The 13,153-nt window shown below is 56.8% G+C and carries 14 protein-coding genes; 4 read left to right on the top strand and 10 right to left on the bottom strand.

The annotated features are described in order from the left end of the window. Nucleotides 1-20: 20 nt before the first annotated feature. On the bottom strand, nucleotides 21-1,076 hold the full coding sequence (locus ACLB1Z_RS10940; protein WP_409559892.1) for a hypothetical protein: 1,056 nt from the start codon (nucleotides 1,074-1,076) through the stop codon (nucleotides 21-23). 386 nt (nucleotides 1,077-1,462) lie between these two features. On the opposite strand from ACLB1Z_RS10940, the gene ACLB1Z_RS10935 reads away from it, so the two are divergent. Beyond that, nucleotides 1,463-2,137 (top strand): response regulator transcription factor, encoded by a 675-nt coding sequence (locus ACLB1Z_RS10935; RefSeq protein WP_409559891.1) that lies wholly within the window; start codon nucleotides 1,463-1,465, stop codon nucleotides 2,135-2,137. Then, nucleotides 2,127-3,512 (top strand): ATP-binding protein, encoded by a 1,386-nt coding sequence (locus tag ACLB1Z_RS10930; protein WP_409559890.1) that lies wholly within the window; start codon nucleotides 2,127-2,129, stop codon nucleotides 3,510-3,512. Before ACLB1Z_RS10935 ends, ACLB1Z_RS10930 begins: the two co-directional genes overlap by 11 nt. Here the strand turns inward: ACLB1Z_RS10930 and ACLB1Z_RS10925 are convergent. The 6 genes from ACLB1Z_RS10925 to ACLB1Z_RS10900 form a co-directional block, all read right to left on the bottom strand. Further along, nucleotides 3,504-4,247: a phosphatase PAP2 family protein gene (locus ACLB1Z_RS10925; protein WP_409559889.1), complete on the bottom strand. Its 744-nt coding sequence runs from the start codon at nucleotides 4,245-4,247 to the stop codon at nucleotides 3,504-3,506. The genes ACLB1Z_RS10930 and ACLB1Z_RS10925 overlap by 9 nt on opposite strands. A 99-nt stretch (nucleotides 4,248-4,346) precedes the next feature. Beyond that, nucleotides 4,347-5,090 (bottom strand): hypothetical protein, encoded by a 744-nt coding sequence (locus ACLB1Z_RS10920; protein ID WP_409559888.1) that lies wholly within the window; start codon nucleotides 5,088-5,090, stop codon nucleotides 4,347-4,349. An 85-nt stretch (nucleotides 5,091-5,175) separates the two neighbouring features. Beyond that, entirely contained in the window at nucleotides 5,176-5,796 is a 621-nt protein-coding gene (locus ACLB1Z_RS10915; RefSeq protein WP_409559887.1) for a hypothetical protein, read from the bottom strand. A 211-nt stretch (nucleotides 5,797-6,007) separates the two neighbouring features. Beyond that, nucleotides 6,008-7,375 (bottom strand): sensor histidine kinase, encoded by a 1,368-nt coding sequence (locus ACLB1Z_RS10910; RefSeq protein WP_409559886.1) that lies wholly within the window; start codon nucleotides 7,373-7,375, stop codon nucleotides 6,008-6,010. Continuing rightward, entirely contained in the window at nucleotides 7,372-8,037 is a 666-nt protein-coding gene (locus tag ACLB1Z_RS10905) for a response regulator transcription factor (protein WP_409559885.1), read from the bottom strand. The genes ACLB1Z_RS10910 and ACLB1Z_RS10905 overlap by 4 nt, the downstream gene beginning before the upstream one ends. Then, entirely contained in the window at nucleotides 8,037-8,423 is a 387-nt protein-coding gene (locus tag ACLB1Z_RS10900; protein ID WP_409559884.1) for a PepSY domain-containing protein, read from the bottom strand. The genes ACLB1Z_RS10905 and ACLB1Z_RS10900 overlap by 1 nt, the downstream gene beginning before the upstream one ends. Before the next feature lie 76 nt (nucleotides 8,424-8,499). Here ACLB1Z_RS10900 and ACLB1Z_RS10895 point away from each other — a divergent pair, with 76 nt between their 5' ends. Next, complete coding sequence (locus ACLB1Z_RS10895) at nucleotides 8,500-8,784, top strand: PepSY domain-containing protein (protein WP_409559883.1); 285 nt, start codon at nucleotides 8,500-8,502, stop codon at nucleotides 8,782-8,784. A 142-nt stretch (nucleotides 8,785-8,926) separates the two neighbouring features. On the opposite strand, the gene ACLB1Z_RS10890 is transcribed toward ACLB1Z_RS10895, so the two are convergent. After that, complete coding sequence (locus tag ACLB1Z_RS10890; RefSeq protein ID WP_409559882.1) at nucleotides 8,927-10,054, bottom strand: putative zinc-binding metallopeptidase; 1,128 nt, start codon at nucleotides 10,052-10,054, stop codon at nucleotides 8,927-8,929. A 204-nt stretch (nucleotides 10,055-10,258) separates the two neighbouring features. Here ACLB1Z_RS10890 and ACLB1Z_RS10885 point away from each other — a divergent pair, with 204 nt between their 5' ends. Further along, the gene (locus ACLB1Z_RS10885) at nucleotides 10,259-10,738 is read left to right on the top strand and encodes a hypothetical protein (RefSeq protein WP_409559881.1); all 480 of its coding nucleotides are present in this window, start codon (nucleotides 10,259-10,261) and stop codon (nucleotides 10,736-10,738) included. A 74-nt stretch (nucleotides 10,739-10,812) separates the two neighbouring features. Here the strand turns inward: ACLB1Z_RS10885 and ACLB1Z_RS10880 are convergent, their stop codons facing one another. Together ACLB1Z_RS10880 and ACLB1Z_RS10875 are read right to left on the bottom strand one after the other, a co-directional pair. Continuing rightward, nucleotides 10,813-11,004, bottom strand: coding sequence for a CsbD family protein (locus tag ACLB1Z_RS10880; protein WP_013947614.1), 192 nt, complete (start codon nucleotides 11,002-11,004; stop codon nucleotides 10,813-10,815). Nucleotides 11,005-11,094: 90 nt separating this feature from the next. Then, nucleotides 11,095-12,903 (bottom strand): AI-2E family transporter, encoded by a 1,809-nt coding sequence (locus ACLB1Z_RS10875; RefSeq protein WP_409559880.1) that lies wholly within the window; start codon nucleotides 12,901-12,903, stop codon nucleotides 11,095-11,097. Between the last annotated feature and the right edge of the window lie 250 nt (nucleotides 12,904-13,153).

The raw sequence follows: 13,153 nt of genomic DNA, 5'->3' as shown, positions 1-13,153 counted from the left end.
AAATTAAAGAAGCAAAAACATCAAAAAATCTTCGCCGATTTTGCAACTTCCACTGCATTGATATCGATCGGATGAGGTGAAGCGGACAGCCTTTCAGCGGCTTCCAATTTCGATTTATGCCACCAGACGATGTCGAATGCTTTGCCGAAGTTATCCAGGCCCCCACTCAATTCCAGAGCGATGAGCGTCCGGATGCATTTCGTGCATTTGCCGCAGTTTATAGGATCGCACGGACCTCTATTTGCTTGGTATTTTTGATTTGTACAAACGTCCAAGTGCTCGAACGCGAGCGGCATTTTCGATACTTCCGCCGTCCGCTTTATCCTATTTGCATCCCAACCTAGATAGATTGTCTCCAAGCCGGTCGGAAGAAATGAGCGGATGATCGCGGGGTCGATAAAATCAAGTCCGTATCGCTTCGCCGCATCAAAGGATAGATCCGTAACCTCGTGCGCCGCTGAGTAGTATATTGTGCTCACTTCTGACGCGGCGATGGCGGCAGAAATGTTTCTAAAAGTGTGGCACCGAACATGGGCTTCTTTATATGCGCGATGGAAGTTGGTTTCGATGGTTAAAAGAGGAATGCCCAAGGCGGTCGCAACAGCATTGACGTTGTTCAGCCGAACATTCCAGGTTTCCAAATTATCGTCATGAGCACCTGCGTGGACGTTAAGGAATGCATCGGGCGTTATGCCAATACTCCTCAGCAGATGCAGACTGTAAAAGGAGTCGATGCCAGCACTGAACATCAGCGCCGACTTTCCGGGTCGTACGTCGATCTCAGAACTGATCTTGTCTGCTGTAATCGCTACGCGGTGGCCTCCAAAATACCGTTCAACAAAGGGCGATAGCTCGCAGGACAGCTTTGCCAAAAGCGTCGAACTGATTGCACCTTCGATATGAAGATCTCTATTCAGCCTTGAGGCGATTAGTACGGCCATAGGAATGAATGCAGAAATGGGCGGCGTTTTCCGCACGACCGAGCCGCGGATGGCGAGCTCGATATCCCCCATCTTGGCGACATGCCATCCCGAGTTGGAGGCTAAAACGGCCGCTAGATGCATGAACTGGTTCATGATTTTGTCCCGTCAAAATCATCTCAGCGCTGAATGCTTAACGAGCCCAACACCATCGCACGCCCCTTAAAAAGGCGCTATACTGATCGTTCTCCGCCCCGCGAAAACCATATCGGTCTTTGGTGTTAATTTGACGCCTCGCATCAAGCAAATGCAGGCGCTGGGGCTCGACGTCCGTCGGGAAATCGCTCGCTAAAACAGGCGTGGCGGCGATAGCCGCTAGATTTTCTGGCGGGGTAAAAATGATAGCAAGCGGCGCCCCGTTGGGGGCCTTTCCCGAAAGCATACAAAATCGTGACTTTCCTACCGCAATTGCGTCACGCTGCCCTCAGAGGTCCAAGGTTTGGGGCTCTCGTGGCTATGATGACAACAACGACGTCGATCTAATGCGCATACTTCTCGTCGAAGACGATCAGGAAACGGTGAGGATCGTTCGTGAGAGCCTGATTGGCCAAGGACACGACGTCGTAGTTGCCATCAACGGCGCCGAGGGCCTCAAGGCGGCGATGGTTGAAACCTTCGATGTTCTTGTCGTCGACAGGATGTTGCCGGGCCTCGACGGACTGCACCTCGTGCAAAGCCTTCGGCGCGCCGACGTGCTGTCCGGCATCATTCTGCTCACTGCAGTGGGAGGTATCGAGGATCGCATCGAAGGCTTGGAAAGCGGCGCTGACGACTACCTTGTGAAGCCTTTCGCGCTCGGCGAGCTGCTTGCGCGCATTACAGCCTTGGGCCGCCGTCCTCCCGGTCCCAAGCAGGACGCCACCTTCCGGATCGGCACCTTGGAAGTGAACCTCATTCGGCGGCAAATCCGGCGAGGAAACGATGAGATTCATTTACAACCGCGCGAGTTCAAGCTGCTTGAAATTTTCCTTCGCAATCGCGGGCGCGTCGTCACGCGATCCATGCTGCTGGAAGAGATGTGGGGATTGGAACGCGACACGAAGACTTCTATCGTCCAGACCAACGTCAGTCGCCTCCGATTGAAGATCGAACGCCCCGGAGATCCGCCTTTGATCCGTACAGTGAGAGGATTGGGATACATCATTGATGCGGCATAGGCTAACCCGCGGCACCGCCTTTCGGTTGGCCGCCCTGGTCGTTGTGATCATTACGTTGGTCAACTCGGTAATTTTCTCCGCGCTCTATTATTCCCTCAGCACGCAATTGACGGCGCATCTGCGTGCGCACATCGACGAGGTTCGTAAAACGCTGATCGACGTCCAAGGGAAAGAAAGCGACGGCTTTCAAGAACTCGCGGCAATGATCGAAAGCCATGCCCGTGTCGCGAAGTCCGATGAAGATATTTATCTCCTGACGGACAGCTCGGGAAAACGCATCGCTGGTAACGTAGCGTCTCTCCAACGGTTCGAGGGCTGGCGGAGCATTCCTTGGAACAACTTGAATCTTCTCGGCGACTGGTCTCCGCACAGGGCAAGCGATGCGGTGATTGGGCGATGGACGACGATCAATGGCGGTTATCTGTTTGTCGGCGACGGCAATGGAGACATCCGCGATGCGCAGAGACTGCAGCTCAACGGCCTGATGTGGGGCATCGGTCTTTCGGTGATTTGCGCGATTATCGGAGGCTGGTTCCTCGGCAGCCGGGCGCAACGACGCATCGGGCAAATGGAGGAAGTTTTGAATGCCGTGGCAAGCGGTGCGCTTGACCGCAGAGTGCCGCGAGTATCCGCGTCGGACGACATCGATCACGTTGCGGCGCTCATCAATGCCGCCCTCGACCGCCTGCAACGTCTCTTCGAAAATTTGCGCCAACTCTCCGTCGATATCGCGCACGATCTCCGCACGCCGATCAGCCGCATGCGCCAAAGGCTGGAGCACGTGCGCTCAGGCGGCGATAGCATCGACGCCTATCGGGAAGCGGCCGACGCTTCGATCGCAGAGATCGACAACATCGCTGAAACCTTCGATGCCCTAATGCGCATTTCGGAGATCGAAGCCGGTGCCCGCAAAAACAGATTTGCCGATGTCGATCTCAAACCCATGCTAACCAACATCGTCGATGCGTTGGAGGCAGTCGCGGAGGAGCGAGGTCACCGCCTGCATCCTCTCATCGCGGCTGAGGGCGCTTTTATTGTGCACGCCGACCACCGCCTTCTGAACCAGCTCTTCCTCAATCTCATTGAGAACGCGATCGTCCATTGCCAAGAGCCGGCCGACATCAGCGTCGGAGTCACGAACGTCGGCGGCTGTCCCGTCGTGCGCATTCGCGATACTGGACCAGGAATTCCCGCTGAAGAGCGCGAAAACGTCTTTCGCAGATTGTATCGGCTGGAAAAGAGCCGGACCACGGCAGGCAATGGGTTGGGCCTTAGCCTCGTGGCGGCGATTGCCGACTTGCATGGAGCGCGCATTACGCTCGCCGACAATGAACCCGGCTTGTTGGTCGAGATATGGTTTTCTTCTTCAGTCTGAGTATCGACCGCCGACGACCGCAAATAACATATGAATGGCCGATGCCGTTAGCGCCATAAATACGCCGGCAAACGCGACATCGGACAGGAAATGTCCGCCCTCGGCCATGCGTACGAACCCCGCGAGCGTTCCCAGAACGACGCCGCTCAGCGTCCAAAATGCGGCATCGGCGGGGAACAGAAAAGCGGCGGCAAAGCAAATGATGTAGATCGACGAGGCCTCCCCTGAAAAGAACGAGCAGTTCCGGATGCATTGATCCGATGGTTTCAAGGGCGGCGCATAGATCTTCGATCCGCCGAATTCCATGACATGATTAGGTCGCGGCCGCCCCCAATGGTCCTTGAAGCCGAGGTTCGCGATCGTAAGCGGCCCTATCAAAAGGCATACCGCAAGGTATAGCCATTGACTCGCGGAAAGACTGAGCCAGCGTTTGCGCATGCTGATCAGCGAGACGACGCAGCCGACACCCGCGAGCACGCAGACGGCACAAAACAACGTCGAAAATCCCTTACGAAGACTGCCAAAGAACAGGGATTCGCTGCCAATGAAGCGATGGGGCTGCACGTAGAGGGCTCGGCTCACCGAGAGATCGAAGCGCGGATACGCAAGATAGAAAATCATCAAGCAGATGCCGAACGCAACGGCGCCGAAAAGCATCGCTTTGGCCGGCGCACATGCCACATCCGCAGCGGACGCCTGATTTGACTTCCACACCTCTGCATTGTCCAACGGCAATCTGAATACTCCCCCGATATTCGCGGGTACACATTGGGCAAAACTCCATGCAGCCTTTACGGCCGGAACGTCTCAGAACTGTAAGTAAAAGGCGACCTTTCACCCGCGCTTTGAAACGTGCGGCCGGCGTCGGTCGAGAGACAGATAAAGAATGGCCAGCAGCAGCCCCAACGTCACCAGCGATGCCTGCCCACGCGGCAAGCTCAAGCCGCCGTCGCCGACGGGTTTCGTCAGGAAATCGCCGAATGTCGCGCCGAAGGGACGCGTAAAAACGAAGGCGATCCAGAACAGGATGACATCGTTGATACGAGAGAAATAATGAAGCAGGGCGACAGCTCCGATAATACCGGCCGTCACCAGCGCGCCCTGGATGAAACTCAGACCCGCATCATCGACGAGATAATCGCCGAACGCCGTGCCGAGACTGTTGGAGAACAGGACCGCGGCCCAGAACATGATTTCGACGTCGCGCCCGCGAATGGGGAAGACCCAAAGCGTACCTTCGCGAAGGCGCCAAATTGCCAAAGTCAACGCCAAGGCTGTCGCCAGGATCACGGATCCGGCGAGATATCCAAGGTCGAGCGAGCGGTCCATGAAGTCGGAGATTTCAGTGCCGGCCGTCGTCGTGGCAATGATCGTGAACCAAAAGAGCAGAGGACGGTAGATTTCGCTCCTGACCTGCAGGAAGAGCAACGCGACGAGGATCGCAAAGGTAACCGCGAGGCCCACATAATAGCCAAGTCCAAGCGACATCGAGAGGAAGTCGCCAGCCGTTTCGCCCAGCGTCGTCGCCAGGATTTTCATGATCCAGAAGGCGAGCGTAACTTGCGAGACTTTGGACATTTGATCTTGAGCGTTACCCATTGCAGCAAAGCTCATAGGTCGTCGATTTCGTCAGTACGCCACCCGGCGTGACCTGCAGATGACGTCATTGCGGACCCGCCAGTTCCAGCCCACGTGCCAGCGGCGCGATCAGAGACCTCGCTTCGATGTAATTCAAGATCGCCCTAACCGCCGATTTGCGATCCCGGTACGTGCGATTGTTGCCGACCAGCCGATTGGCGACGAGAGTCCAGGTCGCGATCCCTGCTGGCCTTGCAGCAATCAACGCATCGAGGCGAATCCGGAAGACTTCGGCATCATCGATGTAAGGCGCAAGCTCCGAGCAGATATCGTTTGCTAGCGCCGCATTTTGGCTTTTGAAGCGGCGCGCGCCCACGCCTTGCGGGGCAGGCGGAAGGCAGATCGACGTACAAAAATCGTCGACTGAAGCGCCGGGCCGACCTGTAAAGATTTTTAACAGCTCGCGAACGGACGAACTCGCCTTAACGGCGCCGCTGGCGTGAAGTCCGACGGCAATAGTGTCGAGCGTTTCCTTGAGACGCCCCGGATACTGCTCGGATGGAGACATGCGCTTGACGCGAGCGGCGATGGTCTCGTCACGACCGCGATCCAGTACGGCTGCCAGTCGATGCAGTTCGTACGAGCGATCAAAGTCGGCAATCGCGGCGAAAGCCCGAAGCGCGCTCGCAAAGTCTTTCGTATGCATGGGATGAGCCTCCACGGCATCTTTCGTGTGCCGAGGAAGCACAATGCTTCGCAGTGATTTTGCGGCATCAAAGCCACAGAATTGTAAGACTGGAGCCAGCCAGCATGGCTTTGCTGATCAGTCCACCGGCCGAGGGCGAGTCCAGCCGTGCTGAAGCAATCTCCGCGCGAATTTCTTAGGCCGAGCTTTGCAGCGGCGGAGTCCGAACCCCTCAGGCGTCCGAATCGTTCGTGGCAGCAGGAAGACGCAGCGTAGCAATGAGGCCGACCGTGCCGTTCTCGATCGTTAGGCTTCCCCCCCATGCCTCGACGATGTCGGTGACGATCGCCAATCCGAGACCGGCACCCCCTACGTGCGTATCGAGTCTCTGTCCGCGAATCAGCATCGCCGCCTGATGTTCCTTTTCAATGCCCGGACCGTCGTCGATGATAGAAATCGAGATACTCTGCATTTCGGCGCGCGCCTTCACAGAAACCTTTTCCTTGGCATGGCGCGCGGCGTTGTCGAGCAAGTTCCCAAGCGACTCAGCCAGATCGAGGGCATCGATGCGCGCCTCCAGATCGGGCGGCGCATCAATAGTCCAGCTCAAGGACTGCCCGCGTGGTGTCTTCTCGACGACACGTATGATTTGTTCTGCTGACGTCCTGACGTTCGTCGACGCATTGCTGTTGGCGTAGGAAATGCGTGCACGCGCAATCTCGCGATCGATGTGGCGGCGCATGAGATTGACGAGATAGGAAATATCCGACGCGATTCCCGTCTCGCCTTTCTCTTCGAGCCGTGTCACTTCTCCATTCAAAACCTGCAGCGGCGTCTTTAGTCCATGCGCCAGGTCCGCGGCGCGCCCTCGCGCTTTCTCGATCGCCTTCTCCCGCTCGTCGAGCAGCGCGTCGATTTCCTCGGCGAGCGGCCTCACCTCTTTCGGAAACGCACCGCCAAGCCGCTGTTGCTTGCCCGAGCGAATGCTCGAAAGCCTGCCACGTATCGTCGACAGCGGACGCAGACCGACACTAACCTGTACCCAGGAAGCCGCGACCAGCACCGCACCGATGATCAGCAGAAACGGCGCTAGCTCAGACGCAAAACTTCGCACCGATTGGCCGACTTCCCGAGAGTCCACAGCAACCGCGATACGAACTTTCGAGCCTCCGATATTGTCAGGCAGCTCGATGTATCGTTGCAGCAGATAGAGCCGCGCGTGCTGCGGGCCAACAATCTCGTACCTGCGAGAAACATCGGCGACATTGGGTTCGGGCGGAAGCGACAGAACCGTATCCCACAACGATCGCGATCGCAGATCGTCCGCCGGCGATCCTCCTTCGATCTGCCAATAAAGCCCTGACAACGGCTCCTCGAATCGTGGGTCAGACGGGCGATGCGCCAGCGCCAATTCGCCGGACGGCTTGCGCGTTAGCCCCGCTGCGAGCTGGTTCAAGTAAATGGTCAGCTCCGCATCGACGCGGCGCTCGACGTGGCGCTTGAACAATTCCGTCAGACCGAACGCGGCAATGCCAAGCGCGAGCAAGATCGACAGGACACCCGCAGCAAGCAATCTCAGGCGAAGCGAACCGACACTCATGCCGGCACTTCCACGACGGTGTAGCCGAAGCCGCGCCGGGTCTCGATCAAATCCTGGCCGAGCTTTTTGCGCAGTCGCGTCACCACGGCTTCGAGCGCGTTGGCATCTCGCGCGTCGTCGTCGCCGTAAAGATGTTCGATCAGTTCCGCCGGAGGAATGACGCGTCCCTTGTGATGGATAAGGTAGGAAATTAACCGGTATTCCAGCGGGGATACCGCCACCGACGCACCGTCGATAAGAACGCGCATCTGCCGGGTATCGACGGAAAGCTTGCCTGCCGTTAGTAGCGCCGACCCCTGCCCCACCGAACGGCGAATGAGCGCGCGAACGCGGGCGATCAATTCCTCGATCTGGAATGGTTTGACGAGATAGTCGTCCGCACCGGCATCAATGCCTTCGACCCGCTCCATCCATGCACCACGCGCCGTCAGAACCAGAACAGGCATCATTCGGCCCGCTGCGCGCCAGCGCTTGAGCACGGAAAGCCCGTCGATTTTTGGCAGGCCGAGATCCAATATCACGAGGTCGTAATTCTCCGTGTCGCCACGGAACCAGGCATCCTCGCCGTCGTGAACGGCATCGACGCTGTAGTTCGCAGCGGTCAAGGCCGTTGCGAGGCTTTTTGCAATTTTGGGTTCGTCCTCGACGATGAGAATGCGCATCAATCGTCATCCTCGATCGTCAGGATCTTTGCCGTCGCCGCGTCGACGTTGACCTCTTTCAGCTTGCCCTGAGGCGTCAGGATCTTGAACTCATAAACGAAAGCTCCTGTTTTTTTGACCTCCAGCTCGACACCGATGATTTGGCCCGGAAACTGTGCCTTCAATTCGTCCATGATGTCCGTCAACGGACGAATGCGGCCCTCGCTCAACGCTTTGCGGGCAATCTCATGATCGCGCTCGTCGTCATCGTCGGCAATCGCAGTGAGCGTACCGGCGGACAACAGCGTGAATGCGGTCAGAGATAGGACGATAAGGCGCTTCATGACGGGTTCCATGACGTGAGCATCGTGCAGGATCGGAGCTGACAAACTCCTGACAGATGCCATCAGACCGGCGTCAGCGCGCCTCGGGCAAGGTCACGCTCGACCGACAACGGTTTGGCAAAACACAGGAGTTTTTACAATGCAGAAGGCCCGCAACCTTGTTCTTCCCGTTGCAGTGATCATCTTCGGTCTTGCAGCATCCGCGCAGGCCGACGACCACAAGTATCGGCTCAACGTGCCGGCCGATAAGTGGCTCTCCGTCTCCGAAGTGATCCAGAAGCTGAAGTCTCAGGGCTATCAGGTGACGAAGATCGAAGCCGACGACGGCGTTTACGAGTTCGATGCGACGAATGCCGAAGGCGTGCGCATCGAAGGTCACGCCAACCCCGCGACCGGCGAAGTCCTGACTGGCTACGACGACTGATGCTCTAAATTCTCTGGCTCTGCAGCACGCACTCGCAGAGCCAGAGACTATCGGATCACACTTTCTCTGCTCGGCGATATCGGGATCGGGAGCTTGAACGGACATCTAGATCGACGGTGCGGAGACACAATCGCCGCGCCCATCAATTCTTGACGAAGATCCGCCGAAGAATTCCAGGCCGCGGCGACGCCGCCTCCGCATCGCTTTTGCGCTCGGTTTCCGCTCCCCTGTCTTTGACGAGGCGGTGGATGAATGCGAGTTTGCCTATGATGGCTGGCGAGAGCACAAATGGATAGAGATCCGGTTGGCCCATGCTGCGATTGAGGCTGTTGACGGCGAACGTAACGGGTATCCATTCGCTCATGAGTGTTTCCATATCGGCGATGGCATAAGGATCGCGATCCGCTGTTGCGCTCAAGCCTTCTGTAGCCGCCAGTCGCGGCGAAATCCGCAAATTGAACGTATGCGCCATTTCGAGCGTATCGATTATGTGCAGGTAGTGCGCCCAGGTTTCAGCGAAATCTTCCCACGGGTGCATGGTCGCGTAGGCGCTGACAAAATTTTCCCGCCAATTCGCAGGCGCACCGTTTTGATAGTGCGCCTGCAGAGCGGCGTCGTAATCGAGCGTTTCGTCGCCGAAAACTTCACGAAATGCCTCGATCTTTCCGGCATCCCTGACCAACCGATCCCAATAATAATGACCGACTTCGTGACGGAAATGCCCGAGCAGCGTCCGATAAGGCTCATGAAGATGTGTGCGCAGCTTCTCACGTTCGGCATCGTCCGCCTCCAGAAGCGAAATCGTGATGATGCCATTGTCGTGGCCCGTCAGAACCTTGGCTTGTGGAGCCGAAGCTAGGAAATCAAAAAGCAAGGGCTCGGGATCGCCACTCGCTGTCGTCGGCACCGGCAGGCGAAGCCTTAGCAGCGTGTACATCAAGCGACGCTTTGCTTCTTCGATACGATGCCAACGTGGAACATTGATCGGGTCGGACAGATCGGGAACCGTTCGGTTATGCTCGCAGGCCGAACAGTAAGGTGTTGCGGAAGAGGCGTTGACCAGCCAATTGCACGCATGAAGCTCCCAATTGGCACAATATCGATATTGGTTCTGATTGTCGGCCAGTGCGATCCACGTGCTTCCGTTGGGTTTTACGGCGCTCATGGTCTCCTGGGGCGGAAGATATCCGACCTGAAGATGGCAGCGCTCACAATGCGTGTTCTCAAAAAAAAGAACCTGCCCACAATTCTGGCATTCAAATAATTTCAAAGGAATTGTTCCTTCTAATCCGCAAAAATTGCGTACACAATCGGCACTGCAACGCCGAAGGGTGATCAAAGTTGCTACGCGGGTAGTCGAAATTTGCGGAAATATTCCAAACCGCCGGGCTGTCGGGAAGCCATGATCTTTTGTCCTCGTTACAGAGCGGAGTGAAGCTCATAACAAAGAGATTGGATTGCGATGGAGCTTCACATGTTCGCCGATCTTTGCAGAATGCTTTTTCTCTCGACGCTTTGTTTGGCCGGAGCGACATCGGAGGTCCTTGCCGATACCTGCGGGGATCGTCTCTCCAACGTACAGTCGCAAATAAAAGGCCTGACTTTGAAACAACGAACGCACGTCACGGATAATTTCGATGCGTTCTACCTAGAGAGTGCAGCTCCACCCGCACGGATAACGGTCTCCTGCGGAAATAAGGTGTTGTCATTCGATGCGGAGTGGCACGGTGGAGACCTTGCTGCCTATAGCGCGCTGCTAGCCGACATCGGGACTTCGCTCGATCTCGGCAGCGATGATTTCTCGTCGTCGCTACAAAAGTGCTGGGATAGAGCAAGCATAGAGGATGGCGAGGACGAGGAAGGGACCGTTGTCGTGCAAACGAAGCGCGCACAAATCAGCTGTGTGAACACAAACGGGACGGCTGAGATAAGCGTAATTCCCCTACCGCATTAGCAATTGGAAAACGTGGTTGCGCACAATTTGGATCGAGGGGGATTTGATAACGATCCCCCTGACCCTTTAACGCCTTACAGCTTGTCGGTCGCCTTATCGACGGCATCGCGTACCTTATTGACCTTGTCGGATACGGCGGTCTCGACTTTACCTTTCACGGCCTGAGCCGCGCCCTCAGCCTGAAGCTTATCGGAGCCGACGGCATAGCCGACCTTCTCCTTCGCCTTGCCGACAGCAGTATCAATTTTACCTTTCAGTGCGCCCATTTTGCGCCTCCTTATCAATTGATAGCGCACTGTAACGCCTGAAAATCCGCGACGGTTCCGTATGGCGAAAGCCAATCCGTCCGCATGCGGTTAATGTGAAACCGGAGCGACTTCTCGATTGATCTGCGGCTCGGTGTTCGAAGAGTTTGAGAAAGAATGTTCCAATGAATTCGTAAACCGCGCAAACGAGGTAAATATCTCGGGAGCGGCGAAACGGTCGCGTGATGAAGGCAGAGAGAGCTGCCTTGACGAGACGTCGAGCAGAACGACCTCGACGCCTGGGAATAGAGAGCGGGCACGATCGACGAGTATCCGTATTCCGCCTTCGGCAAGCCCTGTGACCGTCATAAGCACGATCTTCTGCAAGTCGGCGTAACCGATATCCGCCAGAAAGGCCAAAGCCGTCAGACCCGAAGCTTCATTCATGGCACACGCTAGGCCCGTGTGATCCCGACTAATCGCCGAGACTGCAAAGCGGGTCGCAAGCTCGTCGAATTCTCCCCGCACGGGGACGAGCACCATAACGGGATCTTTATCGGGGTTTTCGGGCTTGGACTTTTCTGGCTTGGACTTTTCCGTGATGGCGCCAATCGTGCTCGAGAGTTCCGCCAACGCTTCCTTGTCCAGACGACCGCGCCGCCGATCTCGGGCGCTTAATGCCAGCGCCGGAAAGACGAGCTTGTCCAAAACTTCCGCGTAAGGGGCCTTTTCTTCAGCTTCGGCGATTTGTTCAGTGGCCGCAAATACGTCGCTCGACAGGAGCCGATGATAAAGGTTCTGCTGTTCGGATAACGCCGGCTCATCGCCGAGCAGAACCGTTATGAATTCAAGGTCGGGCACGTATTTGCCCAACACCACAAGAATGAGCGTGATTGGTGCGGCTAGAACGAGCCCGATGGGACCCCAGGTGAGCGTCCAAAAGCTCGTTGCCAAAATCATCGCAAAGGGAGATAGGCCAGCTCGCCGGCCGAGAACCAACGGTTCCAGAACCTGCCCCATGATAGGTTCGCCGATAGCAAATATCGCGAGCGTCAGAAGAGCTTTCGTCCAGCCTGGGTCGACGGCCGCGGCCAACAATATCGGCGGAATGGCCGCGATATATGAGCCGACAAACGGAACGAACCGCATCACGAACGCCACCACGCCCCACAGCGGCGCGTTCGGGACGCCGAGCGCCAATAAAGACAGGCCGACAAACGTTCCGAATGAGGCGTTGAGTATGACCTGGCCGGTGAAGAGCGCGATGAGCCTATCGCCGGCATCCGACATCGCTGCGGTCGTCTCAGTCATGTGCTCGACGCCGAAAATGCGCACAATCCTGTCTCGCAGGTCGCGGAACTGCATCAGCAGAAAAAGCGTGAACAGGAACGTCAAGGCCGCTTGCGTCAGCGGCTCTGCGAGAATGCGAAGTCCGTAGAGGGCCGTGCTTTCGTCGTCACCCTTAACGATCTGGACCTTGTCGCCTTCCTTACTCGAAGCATTCTCGGAGGGCGGTTGGTTCTCAGGGAACGACGTGACGCCGAACTGAAGTTCGTTATTGATCATTCGCTGATACGTCTCGACCGCGTCAATGGCACGGCCAACAAGACCGCTCGGCACGGATGAACCAACGATGCTTCTGACTTTCTCCAGCACATTCGTGCGGTACTGGGGCAGATCGGCCGCGAGCGAGAGAAGTTGCGAACTCAAGCCGATCGAGGCTGCCGTCATGCACACAACCACGACAAGCAGGACGGTGCCTTCGGCAAAGCCTTGAGGGACACCACGTTTCTTGAGAAAAACGACAATGGGCACCAGCACGAAGCAGGATATGCCTGCGAGCGCGAGAGGCACCAGGATATCCCGGCCCAAAACCAGCGCCGCAATAATAAGGGCCGCCGTTACGAGCGTGGCAGACAAACTTCGTATTGAATCTGCGAGTAACGGCATCGGATGACGTATCGGACGTTAGAGGAAGCGTCGCGCTTTAACGTTGCTGCCTTCCCTCCTGTTCCCCGCCCGCAGACAATGCTCATTCAGCGGTGAACTGAACTCTTTTGCCCGCCGCGCGTTGAATGAATGCACGCGCCCGGTGGCAACCGGCCGCAACAGGGAATGATGGACGCAGCTATTTTGCCGGTTTCTCGCTGCGACACCAACGCATTGGTAC

Origin of the sequence: Hyphomicrobium sp. MC8b (assembly GCF_905067615.1) — a bacterium.
Classification (GTDB): Bacteria; Pseudomonadota; Alphaproteobacteria; order Rhizobiales; family Hyphomicrobiaceae; genus Hyphomicrobium_B.
Note: the sequence above shows the minus strand (reverse complement) of the source record. Positions and strands in the feature narration are given on the sequence as shown.

Excerpts from the sequence above, each read along its gene's own strand:
- ACLB1Z_RS10940 (WP_409559892.1), bottom strand. The coding sequence starts at position 1,076 with ATGAACCAGTTCATGCATCTAGCGGCCGTTTTAGCCTCCAACTCGGGA.
- ACLB1Z_RS10935 (WP_409559891.1), top strand. The coding sequence starts at position 1,463 with ATGCGCATACTTCTCGTCGAAGACGATCAGGAAACGGTGAGGATCGTT.
- ACLB1Z_RS10930 (WP_409559890.1), top strand. The coding sequence starts at position 2,127 with ATGCGGCATAGGCTAACCCGCGGCACCGCCTTTCGGTTGGCCGCCCTG.
- ACLB1Z_RS10920 (WP_409559888.1), bottom strand. The coding sequence starts at position 5,090 with ATGTCCAAAGTCTCGCAAGTTACGCTCGCCTTCTGGATCATGAAAATC.
- ACLB1Z_RS10915 (WP_409559887.1), bottom strand. The coding sequence starts at position 5,796 with ATGCATACGAAAGACTTTGCGAGCGCGCTTCGGGCTTTCGCCGCGATT.
- ACLB1Z_RS10910 (WP_409559886.1), bottom strand. The coding sequence starts at position 7,375 with ATGAGTGTCGGTTCGCTTCGCCTGAGATTGCTTGCTGCGGGTGTCCTG.
- ACLB1Z_RS10905 (WP_409559885.1), bottom strand. The coding sequence starts at position 8,037 with ATGCGCATTCTCATCGTCGAGGACGAACCCAAAATTGCAAAAAGCCTC.
- ACLB1Z_RS10900 (WP_409559884.1), bottom strand. The coding sequence starts at position 8,423 with ATGGCATCTGTCAGGAGTTTGTCAGCTCCGATCCTGCACGATGCTCAC.
- ACLB1Z_RS10895 (WP_409559883.1), top strand. The coding sequence starts at position 8,500 with ATGCAGAAGGCCCGCAACCTTGTTCTTCCCGTTGCAGTGATCATCTTC.
- ACLB1Z_RS10885 (WP_409559881.1), top strand. The coding sequence starts at position 10,259 with ATGTTCGCCGATCTTTGCAGAATGCTTTTTCTCTCGACGCTTTGTTTG.
- ACLB1Z_RS10880 (WP_013947614.1), bottom strand. The coding sequence starts at position 11,004 with ATGGGCGCACTGAAAGGTAAAATTGATACTGCTGTCGGCAAGGCGAAG.